The sequence below is a fragment of the Sodalis sp. RH21 genome (assembly GCF_047324175.1).
Classification (GTDB): domain Bacteria; phylum Pseudomonadota; class Gammaproteobacteria; order Enterobacterales; family Enterobacteriaceae; genus Acerihabitans.
Map to the genome: position 1 here is coordinate 1971389 of NZ_CP178732.1, position 19121 is coordinate 1990509.

The 19121-nt window shown below is 52.1% G+C and carries 14 protein-coding genes; 8 read left to right on the forward strand and 6 right to left on the reverse strand.

Annotated elements, in window-relative coordinates; genetic code table 11:
* Nucleotides 1–733: 733 nt before the first annotated feature.
* The 5 genes from ACL2XP_RS08980 to larB are packed head-to-tail and all read left to right on the forward strand — an operon-like array spanning nucleotide 734 to nucleotide 6316.
* Nucleotides 734–2095, forward strand: a complete 1362-nt coding sequence (locus ACL2XP_RS08980) for an MFS transporter (RefSeq protein WP_413738415.1) — start codon at nucleotides 734–736, stop codon at nucleotides 2093–2095.
* Between the two features lie 22 nt (nucleotides 2096–2117).
* Nucleotides 2118–3413 carry a lactate racemase domain-containing protein gene (locus ACL2XP_RS08985; protein WP_413738416.1) on the forward strand — a complete coding sequence of 432 codons (1296 nt, stop codon included), beginning with the start codon at nucleotides 2118–2120 and terminating at the stop codon, nucleotides 3411–3413.
* 38 nt (nucleotides 3414–3451) lie between these two features.
* The gene (locus ACL2XP_RS08990) at nucleotides 3452–4747 is read left to right on the forward strand and encodes a LarC family nickel insertion protein (RefSeq protein ID WP_413738417.1); all 1296 of its coding nucleotides are present in this window, start codon (nucleotides 3452–3454) and stop codon (nucleotides 4745–4747) included.
* A complete protein-coding gene (locus ACL2XP_RS08995) occupies nucleotides 4744–5622 on the forward strand; it encodes a hypothetical protein (protein ID WP_413738418.1) in 879 nt (292 codons plus the stop codon). Before ACL2XP_RS08990 ends, ACL2XP_RS08995 begins: the two co-directional genes overlap by 4 nt.
* Nucleotides 5615–6316, forward strand: coding sequence for a nickel pincer cofactor biosynthesis protein LarB (gene larB / locus ACL2XP_RS09000; RefSeq protein ID WP_413738419.1), 702 nt, complete (start codon nucleotides 5615–5617; stop codon nucleotides 6314–6316). The genes ACL2XP_RS08995 and larB overlap by 8 nt, the downstream gene beginning before the upstream one ends.
* A 114-nt stretch (nucleotides 6317–6430) precedes the next feature.
* On the opposite strand, the gene ACL2XP_RS09005 is transcribed toward larB, so the two are convergent.
* The 5 genes from ACL2XP_RS09005 to ACL2XP_RS09025 all read right to left on the reverse strand — a co-directional run bounded on the left by ACL2XP_RS09005 (nucleotide 6431) and on the right by ACL2XP_RS09025 (nucleotide 13677).
* Entirely contained in the window at nucleotides 6431–7354 is a 924-nt protein-coding gene (locus ACL2XP_RS09005) for an NAD(P)-dependent oxidoreductase (RefSeq protein WP_413738420.1), read from the reverse strand.
* A gap of 33 nt (nucleotides 7355–7387) precedes the next feature.
* On the reverse strand, nucleotides 7388–8692 hold the full coding sequence (locus ACL2XP_RS09010) for an FAD-dependent oxidoreductase (RefSeq protein WP_413738421.1): 1305 nt from the start codon (nucleotides 8690–8692) through the stop codon (nucleotides 7388–7390).
* A 62-nt stretch (nucleotides 8693–8754) separates the two neighbouring features.
* Nucleotides 8755–10440 carry a dihydroxy-acid dehydratase gene (locus tag ACL2XP_RS09015; RefSeq protein ID WP_413738422.1) on the reverse strand — a complete coding sequence of 562 codons (1686 nt, stop codon included), beginning with the start codon at nucleotides 10438–10440 and terminating at the stop codon, nucleotides 8755–8757.
* Between the two features lie 231 nt (nucleotides 10441–10671).
* On the reverse strand, nucleotides 10672–12210 hold the full coding sequence (locus ACL2XP_RS09020) for a UxaA family hydrolase (RefSeq protein WP_413738423.1): 1539 nt from the start codon (nucleotides 12208–12210) through the stop codon (nucleotides 10672–10674).
* Between the two features lie 93 nt (nucleotides 12211–12303).
* Nucleotides 12304–13677 carry an MFS transporter gene (locus ACL2XP_RS09025; RefSeq protein ID WP_413738425.1) on the reverse strand — a complete coding sequence of 458 codons (1374 nt, stop codon included), beginning with the start codon at nucleotides 13675–13677 and terminating at the stop codon, nucleotides 12304–12306.
* Nucleotides 13678–14109: 432 nt separating this feature from the next.
* On the opposite strand from ACL2XP_RS09025, the gene ACL2XP_RS09030 reads away from it, so the two are divergent.
* Both ACL2XP_RS09030 and garL read left to right on the forward strand, forming a co-directional pair.
* The gene (locus tag ACL2XP_RS09030; protein ID WP_413738426.1) at nucleotides 14110–14820 is read left to right on the forward strand and encodes a FadR/GntR family transcriptional regulator; all 711 of its coding nucleotides are present in this window, start codon (nucleotides 14110–14112) and stop codon (nucleotides 14818–14820) included.
* 158 nt (nucleotides 14821–14978) lie between these two features.
* The gene (garL, locus tag ACL2XP_RS09035; RefSeq protein ID WP_413738427.1) at nucleotides 14979–15752 is read left to right on the forward strand and encodes a 2-dehydro-3-deoxyglucarate aldolase; all 774 of its coding nucleotides are present in this window, start codon (nucleotides 14979–14981) and stop codon (nucleotides 15750–15752) included.
* 370 nt (nucleotides 15753–16122) lie between these two features.
* On the opposite strand, the gene ACL2XP_RS09040 is transcribed toward garL, so the two are convergent.
* Nucleotides 16123–17031, reverse strand: a complete 909-nt coding sequence (locus ACL2XP_RS09040; RefSeq protein WP_413738428.1) for a LysR family transcriptional regulator — start codon at nucleotides 17029–17031, stop codon at nucleotides 16123–16125.
* Nucleotides 17032–17712: 681 nt separating this feature from the next.
* Between ACL2XP_RS09040 and ACL2XP_RS09045 the strand changes: the two genes are divergently transcribed.
* Entirely contained in the window at nucleotides 17713–19098 is a 1386-nt protein-coding gene (locus tag ACL2XP_RS09045) for an MFS transporter (protein WP_413738429.1), read from the forward strand.
* Nucleotides 19099–19121: the final 23 nt, after the last annotated feature.

The window sequence follows — 19121 nt, forward strand, 5'->3', positions numbered from 1 at the left end:
TAGAAAGTCGTCTCATATTGCTGCGTACATGGTAAAAAAAATTTTGTTTGATATATTTTTTATATATTATTATTTATCAATAAGTTATGTAAATCTTTAAACCAATAAAATGCGGTTTCAATCAGCGCGGATATCATTTAACGGCAAATTTCAGCTTAAAATCATCAAAACCACTAGCCTTCTTTTGATAAATTTGTGGGCTGAACGACATTTTTGGCTTTGCATTTGGATGGACAAATAGCCAATTATAATTGATTATAAGCACAGCAATAACCGTACTTTTACCGGAGGTACAATGTGATGCTCACAAGCGGCTTTAACCTTACATCCACCGGCCGCGGCATCCGCCGGCATCGGGCGGCCGGCTCAGGGATCGGCGATGGGGACAGGCTGTCAACGAAAAGCTTCAGCATCTTTGCCTCCCATTCGGCGCCTCGTGTTCCACCATGAAAAAGGTGCGCCGGCGCTGGAAACAACCGTAACGGATATCGTTTATCCTGCGACACTCCGCGGCCCGGCATAAAGGATGTTCCGGGCGATATAAGAACTCCGTTACTAAGCGTTATGCGGCGGGTAATTAAATTTAAGGAAAATGATATAACACCACCATCGTGATATTTTGGTTATTACTATTAGCATAGTGAAAACAATAAACTTAATTATACCCTACAATCCACCGTATGCCGGCGCCTATTATCAGGCTCTCGGCATACTTTAATGCCGAGAGCATGTCATGAATACTATTACGCCTAAACGAACTCAATATAGGTTCGTCATGCTGGCCCTGATTACCTTATCGCTGGCATTGAGCACCGCTGACCGCGCCACTTTATCCATTGCCGGTAGCGCCATGTCGGCAGATCTGGGCATCACCCCCGTGGCGCTGGGTTATTTATTTTCAATTTTTAGCTGGTCCTATGTTATTTGCCAGGTGCCTGCCGGCTGGCTGGCAGATAAAATCGGCTCTAAACAGGCGATGTTCTGGGGCATCCTGCTGTGGTCGTTATTTACCGTGATGATGGGCTTTGTCAGCTATCTTACCCTGGTTTTGCCGGCATTACTGGCCCTGCGTTTTTTGCTGGGGATAGCCGAATCGCCGGTGGGGCCGTCCGCCGGACGCATTATCGCCGCCTGGTTTCCCTCTAGCGAACGGGGTATTTCCGGTTCGATATTCAATAGCGCAGCCTACCTCTCCATGGCGATATTCACCCCTCTGATGGGCTGGCTATGCCATGTTTTTGGCTGGCAGCATGTCTTTATCGTTATGGGGGCAATCGGATTACTATTAGCGCTGTTTTGGGGCAAGCTATTTGAAGTACCGACCAAACATAAAAAAATCAACCCGGCTGAACTGGAATATATAAAAGCGGGCGGAGGCCTGGTTGAACTGGATGCCGATATACGTGATGCGGAGGGTAAACAACAAAAAGTCAAAGGCGCCACGCTAAGTGAATTCGGTCAATTATTTAAAAGCAGAATGTTGGTGGGAATATTTATCAGCCAATATTGTATAACCTCAATTACCTGGTTTTTTCTCTCCTGGTTTCCGATTTACTTGGTCAAGGAGCGCGGATTATCGATTCTCGAAGCCGGCTTCATTGCTACGGTTCCTGCGATTTGCGGTTGGATCGGCGGTATCAGCAGCGGCTTTTTCTCGGATTATTTATTAAAAAGAACCGGCTCGTTGTCCATTGCCCGTAAAATTCCCATTACCTTCGGCCTGACGCTGACCACTTTTATGGTAGGTTGCAATTATGTGGACAGCAGTTGGGCAGTGGTGGGGTTGATGAGCGCGGCGTTTTTTGGCAAAGGATTCGGTAATTTGGGTTTTACGGTGATTGCCGATTGTGCCCCGAAACGTATCGTCGGCACCACCGCCGGCCTGATGAATGCTCTGGGCAACGTCTCCGGCATCATCACCCCGGTGGTCATCGGCTATTTGCTGGCCCGAACCGGTTCATTCCATGCCGCATTAGTCTACGTTGGCATTCATGGTTTGTTGGCCATCCTCAGTTACTGGGTAATAGTCGGCAAATTGCAACGGCTGGAGCTTAATCTGCCTGCGGCGCAGTATCTGCCCGGCAAGGTCCATTAGGCCGCCGCCACAGGGAGGAGACATGAGCATAATAGATAATTTATTAAAACCGGTGCGTATTCCGCGCATGATTAGGGCCAAACAGCTCTTCGCCGGAGAAACCTTGACGGATATCGCCGCCGCCGTGGCGAACGAGTTTGCCAAACCCGCTATCCAGGCAAAAATCTTGCCGGGAATGACCATCGCCGTGGCGGTAGGCAGCCGCGGCATCGCCGCACTGCCGGAAATTGTCAAACAGGTGGTGTCGCAACTGCAAGCCTGCGGCGCGCAGCCGTTTATCGTGCCGGCCATGGGCAGTCACGGCGGCGCCACTGCCGAAGGTCAAATCGACGTGCTGGCTAGTTTGGGCGTCACGCAAAGCAGCGCCGGTTGTCCGATTAAATCCTCCATGGCGGTGGTAAAACTGGGGGAACTGGACAACGGCCTGCCGGTGTTGATGGATAAAAACGCCATGTCGGCGGATGGCATCGTGGTGATTAACCGTATCAAAGCCCATACCGGTTTTACCGGGCCGATTGAAAGCGGCGTGGTCAAAATGATCACTATCGGGCTGGGTAAACAGGAGGGGGCGGATGCGTGTCATACCTATGGTTTCGGCACCATGGCCGCCAACATTGTCGAGATGGCCAAGGTTAAGCTTGCCAGGTCAAATATCCTGTTTGGCGTCGGTATTTTAGAAAACGCCTACGATCGTACGGCCAATATTGTGGCCATTCCTGCCGAAACTTTGCTGGAAACGGAACAACGGCTATTGACCGAATCCAAGAAAAATCTACCGCAGATAAAATTCGCCAAGGTGGATATTTTGCTGGTTGATCAAATGGGTAAGGATTTTTCAGGTTCAGGTATGGATTGCAATGTTACCGGCCGCGCAGCGACGCCGTTTGTTCAACCGGCCTCTCCCCTCAATCCCAGCCGGCTGGTGGTGTTTGATTTAAGCGATAAAAGCCATGGCAATGCCAACGGCATGGGGTTTGCCGATATCTCGACGCGCAGGTTGTTCAATAAAATCGATTTTGACATCACTTATCCGAATTTCCTGACGTCGACGGTTATTCAGTCGGGCAAGATACCGGTCATCATGAATTCCGATAAGCTTGCCATCCAGACGGCGATTAAAACCTGCAATATCGGCGACATAAACCAGATCAATATCGTGCGCATCGCCAATACGATGAGTGTTGAAAATATTTATATCTCGGAAAATATGCTGGCTGAGGCCGAGGCTCACCCGGATATCCGGGTGATCGGCCAGGCGGGGGAAATGGCATTTGACGAAGATGATAATTTCACCGATTTGGGGCAATGGGTATCGTGATGAGTCGCGGACCCCGAGGCAATGGGGAGGCAGGTTAGATGCATATTCACCTGGATGTGGTGGGCGGGATCGCGGGAGATATGTTCGCCGCCGCGATGCTGGACGCGTTTCCCGGATTGCGGCAGCCGCTGCTGGATTTGCTTGCGGGTCTTGATTTTCCCGTTCCCGTGGCGGTGGCGTTGGCCTCTGCGCGCGATCACGGCCTGACGGGATATCGCTTCCAGGTAACGGTGGGAGATAACCCGGCGGAGGATACCCGCCATCTCAGCACCGGTAAATTTACCGCTTTTACCGCCAGTCCACCGGGGGCCGGCAGGCTTGACGTGCCGCGCGCGGTAAATAATCCCGATCATTTCAGTTGGCCGGCTATCAATGCCTGGCTGCGCAGGGCGCCGCTGCCGGAACCGGTGCGCGCCGGCGCGCTGGCGATCTATACATTGCTGGTAGCAGCGGAAGGGCAAGTTCACGGTATTGCGGCGGAACAGGTGCACTTGCACGAAGTCGGCGCGACCGACGCGCTGGCGGATATTATCAGCGCCGCTTTCCTGGCCGTCTCCAGCGGCGCGCAAAGCTGGTCGGTTTCCCCTCTGCCCTGGGGCGGCGGCACGGTGAACTGCGCCCATGGCGAAATACCCGTGCCCGCGCCGGCTACGCTTGCCTTGCTGCGCGATTTTCACTGGCGTGACGATAACCAACCGGGTGAGCGGGTTACGCCTACCGGCGCCGCGATCCTTGCCTGGCTGAAGCCGGGCAGCCGGACGCGACCGGGCCGGGCCGGCCGTATAGGGTATGGCTTCGGCCGCAGACAGCTTGCCGGTAAAGCCAACCTGCTGCGCGTCTGCCCGCTGACGCCGCAGGCATCTTGGAGCACGGAACAGATCTCGATCTTGCAGTGTGATATCGATGATATGACGCCCGAACTGTTGGCCATTGCGCAGCAAAACCTGCGCACCGTATGCGGCGTGGTCGATATCACCAGCCAGACGCTGCAGGGCAAAAAGAACCGGTGGGTGATGCGTCTGGAATTGCTCTGTCTGCCGGAATATGTGCTGGACATCCTGTCGGCGGTATTTATGGAAACATCCACCCTGGGGGTGCGCTATTGGCTCGCCGAACGGGCGGTACTGCCCCGCGAAGGCGCAACGGTATGCCGGGAGGATGGCGATTGGGCGGTAAAATACGCCCTGCGGCCTGACGGCGTCCGCACCTGCAAAATCGAAGCTGACGAACTGGCCCTTTATCCCGGCGGACACTGGGCGCGCCAGGAAATCAAAGCGGACATTGAACACCGGCCCCCCGGTTCCCTCCCGCCGCCACAGGAGAAATCCTCATGAAGCATCTTATGGAAGATTACCCGGCGCTTAACCGCCTGCAAGCAGTGCTACGCGGTATCGGCACGTGCACCGTTGCGGTCAGCGGCGGCATCGATAGCATGCTGCTGGCGTTTGTTGCCCAGCGTATGATGGGAGATGGGGCACTGATCGGTCATGCCTGCTCGGCGGCGGTGCCCAAAGCGGATACCCTGAGGGTCAACGCTTATGCCGAACGCTATGGCTGGCGGGTGGCCTGGGTCGATACCGGCGAGATGTCCCATGACGCTTACCGGGCTAATCCGGTCAACCGCTGCTATTACTGTAAAAGCTGCCTGTATCAGCGGTTGCGTTCGCTTGACTGCGGACAGGTGGTCTCAGGCACCAATCTTGACGATCTGGATGATTACCGGCCCGGGTTGATCGCGGCGCGGGAACAGGAGATCCGGCATCCCTATATTGAGGCGGGGGTCGATAAAACGGCCATACGCCATATGGCGCGCTTATTAAAACTGACCGATTTACAGGACCTGCCTGCCTCGCCGTGCCTGTCCAGCCGGGTGGAAACCGGCATTAACATCGATCCGCGCCAATTGGGCTTGATTGAGCGCGTCGAGGCGTGGGCCAGAGCGGAGATCCCGGCGCGGACGATACGCTTGCGCGTTAGGCGATCGGCGCTGGTGCTCGAACTCGATAGCGAGACGCTGGCGCAACTGACGCCGGAACGCCGGGTGACGATATCCGCATGTATCGCCGTAATGGCGGATGATTGCGGCCTGCGTTTGCCGGTCGCGCTGGCCGATTACCGGCGGGGAGCTGCGTTTGTCGGCGACAAAGCGGCGCCGCTTTGCGATACCGTGGACCTCCGGGGCGGCGCGCAGGAGGTCCACGGTGAATAACGCTGACATGGATGCCATCACCATGGATTTTGCCCGGCAGGCGCGGTGCGGCTATGCCGAGGCGGTACTGTGCGAATACAAATCCTCATCACAAATTGAAGCCGCTTTGGTCCAGGCCGGCGCGCGGAGCGTTCCTTTGCTGTTGACGCGGCTTTCGCCCAGGCAGTTTGCCGATCTGTCTAGCGATTGGCGGCGGCGACTGAACTACGATGCGGTAGGTCGCTGCGCTCAATTGGGCGCGACGCCGGTTCCGGCAGGACCGGCGCGGGTTGCCATTGTCTCGGGCGGGTCATCCGACCTGCCGGTATGCCAGGAAACGCTTATAACCTTGAACCATCATGGGGTCGGCGCCGATCTTTTTCAGGATGTGGGGGTGGCGGGGCTGTGGCGGCTGTTGGATCAACTGCCGCGATTGCGCGCTTATGGCGTGATTATTGCGGTGGCCGGCATGGAGGCCGCATTGCCGACTGTGCTGGCCGGACTGGTGGACGCGGCGTTAATTGCCGTGCCCACCTCCGTGGGCTACGGCGTGTCCAGGGGCGGCGAGGCGGCCCTGCACGCTTGCTTGGCCAGCTGCGCCGGCGGCGTCTGCACTGTAAATATCGACAACGGCTACGGCGCGGCGGTGGCCGCTATGCGTATCGTTAATCAATGGCAAAAAATAGCGTGCGAAACCGGCCGGATGCCGTTTTGAGACGATACGTTTTATAGCCGGTTACCTGCCGGGTACCCGGGCCGTTTCCCTTTTCCGGTATCGGCCCGCATCATGGGCCCATGATGCGGGCCGATATATTCCCGATATTAGGGTTTACCTGATAATTTCCTGTTGATCGGCCGTGCCGCCGGCCGCCATATTAATTCCGGCCATCTGTTCAAAGACCTTGATGATATTTGAATGATCTTCATTGCCGTCGCCCTGTGCCATGCATGTTTTATAAAGTTCGTGTACCAGTCCGGCGATGGGCATCGGCACGTTGATACCTTTGCTTAATTCCATTGCCAGGCCCAAATCTTTATATTGCAGTCGCGTCATAAAACCCGGCGCAAAATTGCGTTCGAGTATTTGGCCGCCACGAATATCCAACGCGCCGCAGCGGGCGTAACCTGCTGATAGCACCTCGACGATTTTGCGGGGATCGACGCCGGCTTTGGTCCCCATGACCAGGGATTCACCCAGCGCGGCCATGGTCGCCGCCGCCAGCACCTGATTACAGGATTTCACAACCTGGCCGGCGCCATTGCCGCCCACATGGGTAATCCGTTCGCCAAGTATTTGCAGTATCGGCAAACAGCGCTGAAACACGTCGGGTTCACCGCCCACCATAATGGATAGCGTGCCGCCTTTGGCGCCTTTATCGCCGCCGCTGACCGGCGCATCCAGCATGCGCGCCCCGGTTTGCCTGATTCGTTCGGCAAATTCGCGGGTGGCCAGAGAGGAGATGGTGCTCATATCCATCCAGATTTTTCCTTCGCCCAACGCCTCCGCCACGCCGTCCTGGCCGAATACCACCTCTTCCACCTGCGGGGTGTTGGGCACCATGGTAATAATGATGTCCGCCCGGCGCGCTACTTCGGCATTGTTCGGCTGCCCGTTGGCGCCATCGCAGGCGACCTCTTCGATATCTTGCGCGAAAATACTATAGACATGCACTTCATAACCGGCCGCCAGCAGATTGCGAACCATGGGTTTGCCCATGATGCCCAGGCCGATAAAGCCTAAAATCGGTTTCATTCCACATCTCCATTAAAGTAACTCGGGGTAGGGTCAACGTTGGTATTCAATAATCGATTGCAGTTCGGCGACGTCCACGCGGTCAAACGCCACGCCCTGGCGCAGCGAAAGCGCCGCGGCCGTACCCGCGGCGTAACCGGTAAGGAAACACTGCGCGGTGACGCGCGCGGAGGCCAGCGCCTCATGTTCGGCGCATAAAGCGCGCCCGGCGGTAATCAGATTGGGAACATGCTCGGGCAGCAGGGTGTCATAGGGGATGTCGTAATAGTCGTTATCCAGATAAAACATATAAATCCCTTCCCGGTTATGCGCCTCAATACACCATGCGCTTTTCGCGACGGAACGTTGGCTTTTGCGCGCGTTCAGGACATCGTCGTTGGTCAGGGTGGCCTGTCCTCGAATAGTGCGGCTCTGGCGAATGCCGATCTGCGCCGCGACATCATTAATACGGGCCTGCTCGAAACCGGGCACGAAGTTTTGCAAAAAACGCTCATACTCCCTGATTTGCCGGCGTCCCTGCTGCTCGGCAAAGGTCAGGTCCACTGCGCTGGTGGCATCAATCGGCATGCCGTCATCGCGCAGGATACTGGTGACATTGCACATCACTTCATTGGGACGCGGGGAGGGCAGCAGGTAAATATGCCGGCGCGGCAGGCGGTAACCCTGGCGCTGGGCTTCGTCTACCCAGGCTTCCAATCGCGACACCGGATGGCCGATACCGCGGGCTATATCCACATTATTCATACGGAACACCATCGTGGGGTATTGCACCATGCCGTTGCGCCCCACCGTATGGGGCACTCCGGCCCTGACGCAGAGATCGCCATCGCCGGTGGCGTCGATAAAACGCTTGGCGAGGATCACCTGTCGACCGCTTTTGTTCTCGATGATTACGCCTTTCAATCGGCCATTCTCCATGACAACGTCGGTCATCTGGGTATGGAACAGCACTTTAGCGCCGCTTTCCGCCAGCAGATCGTCGGCTATTTCCTTCCAGACATGCGGGTCGTGCACCACCAGAGCGGTTTCGCCAAAGGCAAAGGGAGCGCTGACCGCGCCGCGTGTTTGCAGATGGTGATAAAACTCGCCGGCAAAACCGTGCACCAACTGGCGCAAGGGCGCCGACTTGCCGGAAGTGAACAAACCGCAAATAGCCCCCGACATACCGGCGGTGGCCATGCCGCCGCAAAAGCCATAACGTTCGATCATCATGGTGTCCTGGCCGGCCCGGGCCGCCGCAGTCGCCGCGGCTACGCCTGACGGGCCGCCGCCGGCCACCAATACGTCCACCTGCCAGGCGACGGGGAGAGCCCTGGCATTTTCACGGTATGTCATCATCTTTGAACTCCTTCGGGCCTGGTAAGTCTCGCGCCAGCATGGCAGGCAGGCGCTCAGGACAATTATTTTTCATGCACTTTGCGTTTGCCCAGCACCGCGCCCTGGGCGATGGGTTGCACCAACTGCACGTATTGGGATAACCAACCGCCGTCCGCCTCCCGTTTAAGGGGTTGCCAGTCGTTTAAACGCTGCTGCAGTTCCTGGTTGCTGATATCCACATCGATACGGCGTTTAACCACGTCAATGGTGATTTTTTCTCCTTGCCGCACAATGGCCAGCGGACCGCCGGCCGCGGCTTCCGGCATCAACTGGCCGACTACGATCCCGCGATTGAGTCCGGACAGCTCGCCGTCGGTGACCACCGCCACGTGCCGGGCAATGCCCGCGCCGTTGAGGGCGGCGACAAAACTGGCGGCGAACACGGTACCCGGACCGCCCATCACGCCCATGTTGCGCAGCACCACCACATCCCCGGGTTGTATTTTGCCGTTGCCCAGCGCCGAGATCGCTTCGTCCTCGCCGTCGAAAATATTGGCGGGACCGCTAAATTCATGCAGCTCAGGCGAAACCGCCGACAGTTTCACTATCGAGCCGTCCGGCGCCATATTGCCGCGGAAAATCGCGACGCCCGGTCGTTGGCTGATCGGGTTATTGATGGGACGGATCACATCGTTGTTTTTGACCTCCACGGAGGCGATGTTTTCCCCAACCGTATGGCCGTTCACCGTCATGCAATCCAGATGAATCAGGTCTTTCAGACGCGACAATACGCCCGGCGTTCCGCCGGCCACATCCAAATCCTCGGTCCGGAACGGGCCATTGGGCCGCACCGCGGTCAGCAGGCTGATTTTATCGGCCAGGGTTTCATATAGACCGATCACATCGACGGGTAAATCCGCTTCGGTCGCGATGGCGGAAATATGACGCACGGTGTTAACTGAGCCGCCCACCGCCTGTACCGCCATAATGGCGTTTTCAATAGCCTCGACGGTGAGAATATCGCGCGGGCGAATATCTTGCTCCACCAGTTCGACGATGCGTTTGCCGGCCGCCTGGGCGTATTCGCGCAGCCGGCGACTGTTGGCCCAAATAGGCGAGTTGCCGGTGAGCGACATGCCCAGCGCTTCGGCGACGATATGCATGGAGTTGGCGGTGCCCAGCCCGGCGCAAACGCCGGGGGACTGAATCGCGGCCTCGGTCATATCCGTGAGTTCTTCGAGTGTCATAGTACCGGTTTCCACCGCGCCGATGGATTCATAGACATCATCGATATCGACAAATTTTTCACTGTGGCATTTGCCGCCGATTTGGTAGCCGCAGGTCAGCAACATCGCGGGAATATTAAGCCGCGCCGCCGCCATCAGGTGCGCGGGCGTGGTTTTATCGCAGGAAGACAGGCAAATCATGCCGTCAAGCACCGCGCCTTCCACCATCACTTCGATTTCATTGACAATCAGATCGCGGGTCGGCATCAGATACCGGGCTTTTTTACCGGCGCTGGTGACAAAGTCGCTCGGCGCCACCGTGCGTATCTCAAAAGGCAAACCGCCTGCGGCCCGAATGGCTTCCTGAACTTTTTTGGAGATCTCATCAAGATGGATATAACAACACGACAGTGAGTTGGATGTATTAATCACGGCGATTTTCGGTTTGAGCATATCCTCGTCGCTAATGCCCATGCTGCGCCATTGACTACGGCGGACGGCCCAACGGGTGGAGCCGGGTTTAAAATTGCTGCGGTAAGTCATGGTATTCCCTCGTTTTCGAAATGGTTATCAGCTTTTATAGTGAGCTAAATTGGAATGTTGTCCAACCAATTTTTATGAATTTGATGATACGCTTCACATTTAATACCGCCATGCCGCGGTTAAAAATGCCTTGGAGCACTAAAGTGTTGATGTAAAGATCGTTGCGGAATATTGGTTGATCCAATTAATCTATCCCGCGCCCGTTGCGGGATAGATTGGTACGGCGATAACTCAGGCCAGTACACCGATAGGCCAGGGGACAAACTCGTTTTCGCCCACGCCCAGGGCCTCGCTTTTGCTCTGTTCACCGGATGCGACGCGCAGGATCTTCTCGAAAATGATTTGGCCCATTTCCTGGATGGTTTTTTCACCATCAATCACGACGCCGCAATTGATATCCATATCTTCTTCCATGCGGTTGTACATCGGGGTATTACTGGCCAGCTTGATACAGGGCGAAGGCACCGAACCGAAACAAGAACCGCGGCCGGTGGTGAAAGTGATCAGATTGGCGCCCCCGGCTATTTGCCCCGTGGCGGAAACCGGATCCAGCCCGGGGGTGTCCATAAACACCAGGCCATGGGCCGTCACGGGATAGGCGTATTCATAAACCTCCATTAAAGGCGCGTTGCCGCCTTTTTTGGCGCCGCCAAGGGATTTTTCCAGAACATTGGCCAGGCCGCCCGCGTTATTGCCCGGACTGACGCGGCCATTAATCTGGGTATCTCGTCCCGCATTGTATTTCAGCCACCAGTTGATGCGATCCACCAGCTTCTGCCCCACTGCCGGCGTGACGGCGCGCGCGGTTAAGGTGTGCTCAACGCCAAAGATTTCCGTGGTTTCCGAAAGAATGGCCGTACCGCCATGCCGTACCAGGATATCCACCGCCGCGCCCAGCGAAGGGTTGGCGGACAGGCCGGAAAAACCGTCGGAGCCGCCGCATTGCATGCCGATGCAGATGTGTTCGGCGGAAACGGTTTGCCGGGTATGGCTATTGGCCTTGGGCAACATAGCGTAAACTTCCTCTATGCCTTTCTCGATCGTCTTGCGGGTGCCGCCGGTATCCTGAATCACCAGTTTGCGCACGGTATCGCTTTCTTCCAGCCCCATCTGTTCAAAAAAACCGTGGATATTGTTGCGCTCGCAGCCGAGAGCCACGACCAGCGCGGCGGCGGTATTAGGATTGCGTACAAAGCCGGCGAGGGTGCGCCGCAGCAAATCCATCGGCTCGCCGGTCATTTCCATACCGCAGCCCAGCTCATGGACAAAAGGCACTACGCCATCCACATTGCCATATTCGGCCAGGCGTTCATCGGTAAAATAGTCGGCAATCTTGCGTGCCACGGTGGCGCCGCAGTTACCTACCACAAATACCCCGATGTAATTGCGGGTGCCCACCTTGCCGTTTTCGCGGACAAAACCCTGGAATGTGGCCCGCTGATCCTCCGGCAGATAATCGGTCGGATGGTAATTCTGGCTAAAGGCATAATCCCTGACAAAGTTATCAAACAGAATATTATGACTGTGCATCCAGCTGCCGGGCGGGGTATCCTCGCCGGCGAAACCAATTACAGTATTGTATTTTAATACCGGCTCGCCTTTCTTAATAAAAACGGTCGCGATTTTATGGCCGGCGGGAACCTGATGCAGCGTCGTCACGCCCTCGCTGACAATGACGGTGCCCGCGGAAATTTCATTGGGAGCGACAACGACATTGTCTTTGGCGTCCAGCCTGATGACCCGGCTATTATCAGATTGATTACTCATCATTTCTTCTCCAGTCTAGTACATAATAATCAGAAAATATTGCAGGAAATATGCCTTTTATGGCTCAGTAGAGCGGCATTGAGGTTATTAAGGCGTTCATGATTTTGTCACCGTCTCGGAAGGTCCGGGACGTGGGGATGCGGGGGTTAACTCCAGGCGCTGAATTTTCCCGACGATAAACCAGTAGCTCAATACGGCGATGATGCCATGCGATCCAACGAAGATCAGTGCCGCCTGGAATGAGCCGGTGATCGACAGCACATAACCAATCACGACAGGCGTAATGATGCCGGACAGATTGCCGATGGAATTGAATATCCCGCCGGTGGTGCCAATGATTTTTTTGGGTGCCGTATCCGCCACCACCGCCCATCCCAGGGAGCCGAAACCCTTGCCGAAGAAGGCGAGGCTCATAAAGAAAATCACCAGCGATTCCGCTTGCACATAGTTGCAAAGCATCATGCTGGCGCTTAGGGTCAGACCGACCGTGATGGGGCCTTTACGGGCCAGGCTAAGATTATCGGTTTTGCGCAGCAGCCAGTCGGAAACAAATCCGCTGGTGATACCGCCCGCTAAACCGCAAATGGCGGGGATAGAAGCCATAAATCCCGCGTGCAGAATAGTGAAACCGCGTTCTTTAACTAAATAGATCGGGAACCAGGTCATAAAAAACCAGGTGATGGCGTTGATGCAATATTGGGCGATAAAAATGCCTACCAGCATCCGGCTTTTAAATAACTGGCCGATATCCGACCATGAGGCGGATTTTTTCCTGTCAAGCTGTCGGTTGACCTGGCCGACGGCTATATCCAGGTCGATCAAGCCACCGCCTTGCTGGATATGATCTAACTCCGCCTGGTTAACCCACGGATGTTTCATGGGCACGTAAAATATTTTTCCCCACGCCAGCGCAACCGCTATGCCCAGAATTCCCATCACGATAAATACGTGCTGCCAGCCGAAGGTATGGCACAGCCATGCCATCAAAGGCATAAACATGGCTATGGAGATATATTGGGCGCTGTTGAATATGGCGCCGGCCACGCCGCGTTCGGCGGATGGAAACCAGGCGGCGATGATCCGGCCCGCGGAAGGACCCACCGGGGATTCGCATACGCCGAGCAAAAAGCGCAATACCAGCAGGGCGGGGATAACCAAGGTGATGTAACTGACAAAGCCCATTAATATCGTGACGAGGGACCATACCAGTACCCCAAGGAACATGGCAAGCTTCGAGCCGAACCTGTCCGCCACCCATCCGGCCGGCGTCATGCAAAGGACGTAAGCCCAACTGAAGACGGAAAACAGATAACCGATTTCTATGGAAGAGATGCCCAGATCGCGTTGCATATCGAGCCCGGCGACTGAGAGCGTTGCCCGGTCGCCGGTGGCGAGGGTAAGCACCAGGGTAATTAATGCTAAAATAACGTATCTGGCGTGGGTTTTTTTTGCTTGTGAATACACGGCCAATCCCCTTTTCTATGTAGGGTACGGGATTAATAAACACAGACACTATTCAGGGATATTGGAAAGTTGTCCATCCAATTATAAAGAAAATCCATCCTGGCGCACATTTTTGAAATTGGATAGTGCGTAAATGCCGACATGGACACCCGTTTGGGCTCACCATCCTACTGATGCTGCCTGGAGAAAAATGATCAAGCCGTCGCGCGAGACCATCATATCGCGTCAACAGGAGAGCGGATGCAATGAAAACACCATCGGCGGCTGATTTTTTTGGTACAATAAAAGTTGTCCAACCGATATGGCGGCGGGATCTATACCCGCTGGGTAAAATTGCATAAAATATTGCCGTGCCATTCGCGTTGGCGGCGCCATGGGCGGCGCTCATCCCGCGGGCTTAACCATGGATGAGTATTTTGCTTTCAGGGGAACAAGGACATGCCGGATAAAAATAAATTTTCGATGGTACCGATTAAACGTACCGATGTATTCCAAACGATAATTCAGCAACTCAGCAATCTGCTGGACAGCGGTAGTATCAAACCCGGTGAACGATTGCCCTCGGAGCGCGAGTTATCTGAAAGCCTGGGCGTCAGCCGCACATCCATCCGCCAGGCGCTGAAAGTGCTGGAGGCGTCGGGCCGGCTGGAAACCCGCGTGGGCAGCGGTACCTATCTGACCCAGGCCCACACTCCACGCACGGGGGGTATGGGTATCTACCTTCAGCCCGGAGCAGGCGTCACCAAGGATTTTATGCAACAACTGATCGTGGCGCGGGCCGGAATCGAGCGCGCGATATTTGAAGAGTATTCCCGCAAAGCCACCCGCGGCGGTATTAATCAACTGCGTACCCTTATCGAGGATAACGCGCGGGACTTTATTGACGATGAAGAGAATGACGAGAATGGCGGCCTGGATTTAAGCTTTGAAAATAAAGTGGCCGAGCTCAACCAAAACGTTATCTTGTCCAATTTGCAACAGCAAATCCATCAACTGTGGGTTAGCGCATGGAACGAATATGGCTTTGTTCCGGAAAAAAAAATCGTGTTGCATCAGGAACATCTGAATATCCTTGAGGCTTTGGCGGCCAAGAACAGCGGGCGGGTAGTGGATTTAATCGTCCAGCATGTTGATAAAGAAATCGAGTAATCCCCGCAATCCTGTAAATGGGGCGGTTATGTCGCAGGTCTCATCATCTTTGGAGAAAATGTGATCTTAGCAGCGAATATTCCCATATTGGTTGGACAACCATCATCATTGATGCGTATGTTAAGGTTCGATCTTAGCTTAACGTCATGAGAATTATTATGAATGAGAATTATATACCCAATCTATTTCGCCAAAATCTAACCGGGGAAACGCCGCTTATCGGCTGCTGGAGTTCGCTGGTCAGTCCCATTACCGCCGAAATTCTTGGTTTGGCCGGTTTTGACTGGATTATGTTTGATGCCGAACATGCGCCCAACGATGTACACTCGTTGATGCTGCAGCTCATGGCACTAAAAGGAAGCGGCAGCATGCCGGTGGTGCGTCCTGCGCAAAACGATCCGGTAATCATCAAGCGTTTGCTGGATATCGGCTTTTATAATTTTTTGATTCCGATGATCGAAAGCCGCGCAGAGGCGATCAAAGCCGTCGCAGCCACCCGCTATCCGCCTCAGGGCATGCGTGGTGTCGCGGTGTCTCAACGCAGCAATGGCTTTGGCACCGTGGCAAACTACCAGCAAATCATCAATGATAATATTTCGGTACTTGTGCAAATAGAAAGTAAGCAAGGCGTGGAAAATATAGAGGAAATTTTAGCGGTGGAGGGTGTGGACGGCGTGTTTATCGGCCCGAGCGACTTGTCGGCCTCGTTGGGCTATTTAGGGCAACCGGGTCATCCGCATGTCAGGGAAACCATTGATTATATCATTGGGATGGCTAATAAATATGGCAAGCCCTTGGGCACTATCGCCTTTGAAGAATCCGAAATTCGCGGCTATATCAATAAAGGTTTTAAGTTTATCGCCGTCGGCAGCGATCAGGGCATCTTTCGCAAAGAAACCCAGAAACTCTGCCAGCATTACCGCAACGGCTGATATAAATAGCACGCATGGGTATTCGATATGATCTTGACCGGTAACACGATGCTAAAAACGCTAAAAGCCGATTTTTATCGTGAGTATTTGCATGATTTTTAATTATGTTATAAATTTTTTTGCCATTCATAATGCTGGTCAAATATGAAGGTCTTATTACTTTAGGCGGGGTCAGCCAGCATAAAATCATGTTGGCTGAGTTAGCGATCGTTTTTCGATATTTTTTCTGCTAATAGAGTTAAATCGCTTTAAAATTAGAGAGTTGCGAAGGGCGCAACCAGATAAAAACAGTATGTTAAAATCGTGTACTATATTAAATATCAATTAAAATAATGTTTTAGTAAGGCAGTTAAACTCATTATGCAAAGACTTATCCTGTACTCAAGAAATAATCATGAGCTTTATGTCTTAACATATCTAATAAAACGGGCAAAACAGGGTTTTTATTATCCTCTCGCCACACTAAATAAAGATTACTACGTAAATTTGGATCAATATCGAAGGTTCTGAACACAATGTTGGGAAAACAGATGCTTTTACTACAGGCTGGAACTAAAGCTATACCCAAGCCACTATTAACCATAGATAATATAGTCACAGTAGATTCAATAGAATGAGCATATTGGGGATGTATTTTATGACGACGGAACGCTGCAGCTATCATTTCATAAAATGGCCGCCAGCCTGAAGACGCATAGGTAATGAAAGGTTGACCAGCCAAGCATTCAGGGGTCAAATTATCTACGTTAACCAAGGGATGTTCAGCAGGGATAGCCAATACAAACGACTCAGTCACAAGTAGCTCATTGATAAATCCTTCAATATACGGAGGGTCCCTAACAATACATAAATCCATTCTGCGTAACTGCAGGCCATTGATTTGCGCCGGAGTAGGCATTTCTTTAAGAGTGAAGCCGATACAAGGATATTTATCCTGCACTTGCTGGATCACCTTTGGAAGATATTCATAAACCGCGCAAGCAACGAAACTAATCGAAATATTCCCCATCTCGCCTAATGCGATACGTTTCACCGTTACGACAGCATTATTCGTTTGCTCAATAATATTTATAGCCTCAACGAGAAAAGCTTGACCTGCCGAGGTTAGTTGCACCGATCGAGTCGAACGCTCAAATAAACGCACTCCAAGTTGGTGTTCCAGCAACTGGATTTGTCGGCTCAACGGAGGCTGAGTCATGTTGAGCTTCTGTGCAGCCCGACGGAAACTAAGTTCGTTAGCTAACGTGATGAAGCATCGCAGTTGGCCAAGCTCAAACATTGATTTTTCCTCTGAATTGAATGATACCGAATTTGGATTAGACAATATCTACTTACAAGACCACCATATAATACATGTCCGATGTATTACTGTGCCATCATCAACATTTTGACAAAAACGGCTAGTAAAGGATGGCTCAATATGATGATCAATACTTGATTTCATACTCTATAGCATTTTAGGGAAATGCAGTTTTATGCAATTCTACTGACATGAAGCATAAAGGGCCTGGCCAATTTGCATCAATACTTGAAGCAGGACCTTCTAGTTTATGGAGAAATCTGATGAAGATACTGATTTTGCCCCAGATTTACTCTGGTTGCAGGAGCTTGTTGAATTGAGCGCAGCGGTTAATCGGCACAATCGCTTGCTGCTTCACTAGTAGAATAGAGAGGGGATAAACATTTATCCCGATGTATTACTTACATTTTATGCATATGAGTTAGCTGATGCTTATAGAGGAAGCACTTATGGTAATGTGCGATTAGTTAAGTATACAGGACTAATGTCTTACGGATGATTTGATAAAAATAATTTTCGGCATATATCATCGAAGGGATGTTTTCTTTGAGGGTTATTTCTGAAAACCAAACAGTAAAGTTTGCATTTATAATAAAATTTATGGGTACAAAAACTAGTCACATAAATAGCATTACCTACGAACAACATTAGGAAATTTTTATGCAAAATTTAACCTCTGTTAAACCTATAGGACATTGCAGATATTGGGCGTTAGTTTGTATTACTTTATTGTTAACATTAAGTATAGGCGATAGAGCAACACTGTCGGTTGCCGGCCCCCATATGCAAAGAGATCTCGGGTTGGATTCAGTGCAGTTAGGCTGGCTTTTTTCTGTATTTGCCTGGTCATATGCAATTGGGCATGCCCCGGCCGGCTGGTTGTCCGATAAACTGGGGATTAAGAAGACTATTTTAATAGCCTTGGTTTTATGGTCACTCATCACTATTTTGATGGGGTTTGTAAGTTGGTTTAGTTTTGTTTTCCTCGCATTGCTGGTATTGCGCTTTATATTAGGTTTTATGGAGGCTCCCGTTACGCCAAGTTCTGGCAGGGTATTGGCAGCGTGGTTCCCCTCGCAAGAGAGAGGAAAAGCAGGCGCAATATTCAATTGTGCCCAGTATTTATCATTGGTCATTTTTACCCCTTTAATGGGATGGCTTGATCATGAATTTGGATGGGAACATATTTTTTGGGTTATGGGGGGGCTCGGGATTTTCGTAGCAATTTTTATCAAAAAAGTATTATATCTGCCTACCACACATCCATCAATTACAAAGGATGAAATTGATTATATTCGCAACGGTGGCGGAATAGTAGAAATGGATAGTAAGGCGGAAAAAGAAAGGATTAAGGAAAAAGGAAGTTCTGACCTGGTGATGGTTAAAAAAATACTAAAAAATAGAACGTTATGCGGAATCTTCATAGGGCAGTATTGCATAGCTTCGATTACTTGGTTTTTTATGACATGGTTCCCTATCTATTTAGTCAAGCAACAGGGTTTTAATATTTTACAAGCTGGTTTTATCGCAGCCATACCGGCAATCAGTGGCTGTATCGGTGGTGTGTTTTCAGGATTTTTTTCCGATTGGATGTATAAAAGAACTGGCAGCCTTACCTTGGCGAGAAAATTACCAATAACGATAGGATTAACTCTCAGTGCTCTTATTATCGCCTGTAACTATACGCAGTCACAAACTATTGTCATTGTTTTAATGAGTTTGTCTTTCTTCGGTAAAGGTTTTGGATCTCTTGGGCATGCAGTTATTGCTGATACAGCACCTAGGGAGATCGTGGGTTTAACTGCGGGGATATTTGGAACGATCGCTAATTGCGCTGGAGTCATCACACCTGTAGTGATTGGGTATATTCTTAGCTCAACGGATTCGTTTGAATTTGCATTGATTTATGTCGGTTTGCATGGTGTCATTGCGGTTGTAAGTTATTGGGTAATAGTAGGAAAATTACAACGCGTTGATATCATCAATGACGTTGACGACCAAAATAATTCAAAGAAAAATGCTATTGGAATGCAAAATAATAGATAATTTAAAGTTCAGCGAAAGCGAAG

What these genes read in the sequence shown, in the direction of transcription:
- ACL2XP_RS08980 (WP_413738415.1), top strand. Translation starts at nt 734, where the DNA reads ATGAATACTATTACGCCTAAACGAACTCAATATAGGTTCGTCATGCTG.
- ACL2XP_RS08985 (WP_413738416.1), top strand. Translation starts at nt 2,118, where the DNA reads ATGAGCATAATAGATAATTTATTAAAACCGGTGCGTATTCCGCGCATG.
- ACL2XP_RS08990 (WP_413738417.1), top strand. Translation starts at nt 3,452, where the DNA reads ATGCATATTCACCTGGATGTGGTGGGCGGGATCGCGGGAGATATGTTC.
- ACL2XP_RS08995 (WP_413738418.1), top strand. Translation starts at nt 4,744, where the DNA reads ATGAAGCATCTTATGGAAGATTACCCGGCGCTTAACCGCCTGCAAGCA.
- ACL2XP_RS09005 (WP_413738420.1), bottom strand. Translation starts at nt 7,354, where the DNA reads ATGAAACCGATTTTAGGCTTTATCGGCCTGGGCATCATGGGCAAACCC.
- ACL2XP_RS09010 (WP_413738421.1), bottom strand. Translation starts at nt 8,692, where the DNA reads ATGATGACATACCGTGAAAATGCCAGGGCTCTCCCCGTCGCCTGGCAG.
- ACL2XP_RS09015 (WP_413738422.1), bottom strand. Translation starts at nt 10,440, where the DNA reads ATGACTTACCGCAGCAATTTTAAACCCGGCTCCACCCGTTGGGCCGTC.
- ACL2XP_RS09020 (WP_413738423.1), bottom strand. Translation starts at nt 12,210, where the DNA reads ATGATGAGTAATCAATCTGATAATAGCCGGGTCATCAGGCTGGACGCC.
- ACL2XP_RS09030 (WP_413738426.1), top strand. Translation starts at nt 14,110, where the DNA reads ATGCCGGATAAAAATAAATTTTCGATGGTACCGATTAAACGTACCGAT.
- garL (WP_413738427.1), top strand. Translation starts at nt 14,979, where the DNA reads ATGAATGAGAATTATATACCCAATCTATTTCGCCAAAATCTAACCGGG.
- ACL2XP_RS09040 (WP_413738428.1), bottom strand. Translation starts at nt 17,031, where the DNA reads ATGTTTGAGCTTGGCCAACTGCGATGCTTCATCACGTTAGCTAACGAA.
- ACL2XP_RS09045 (WP_413738429.1), top strand. Translation starts at nt 17,713, where the DNA reads ATGCAAAATTTAACCTCTGTTAAACCTATAGGACATTGCAGATATTGG.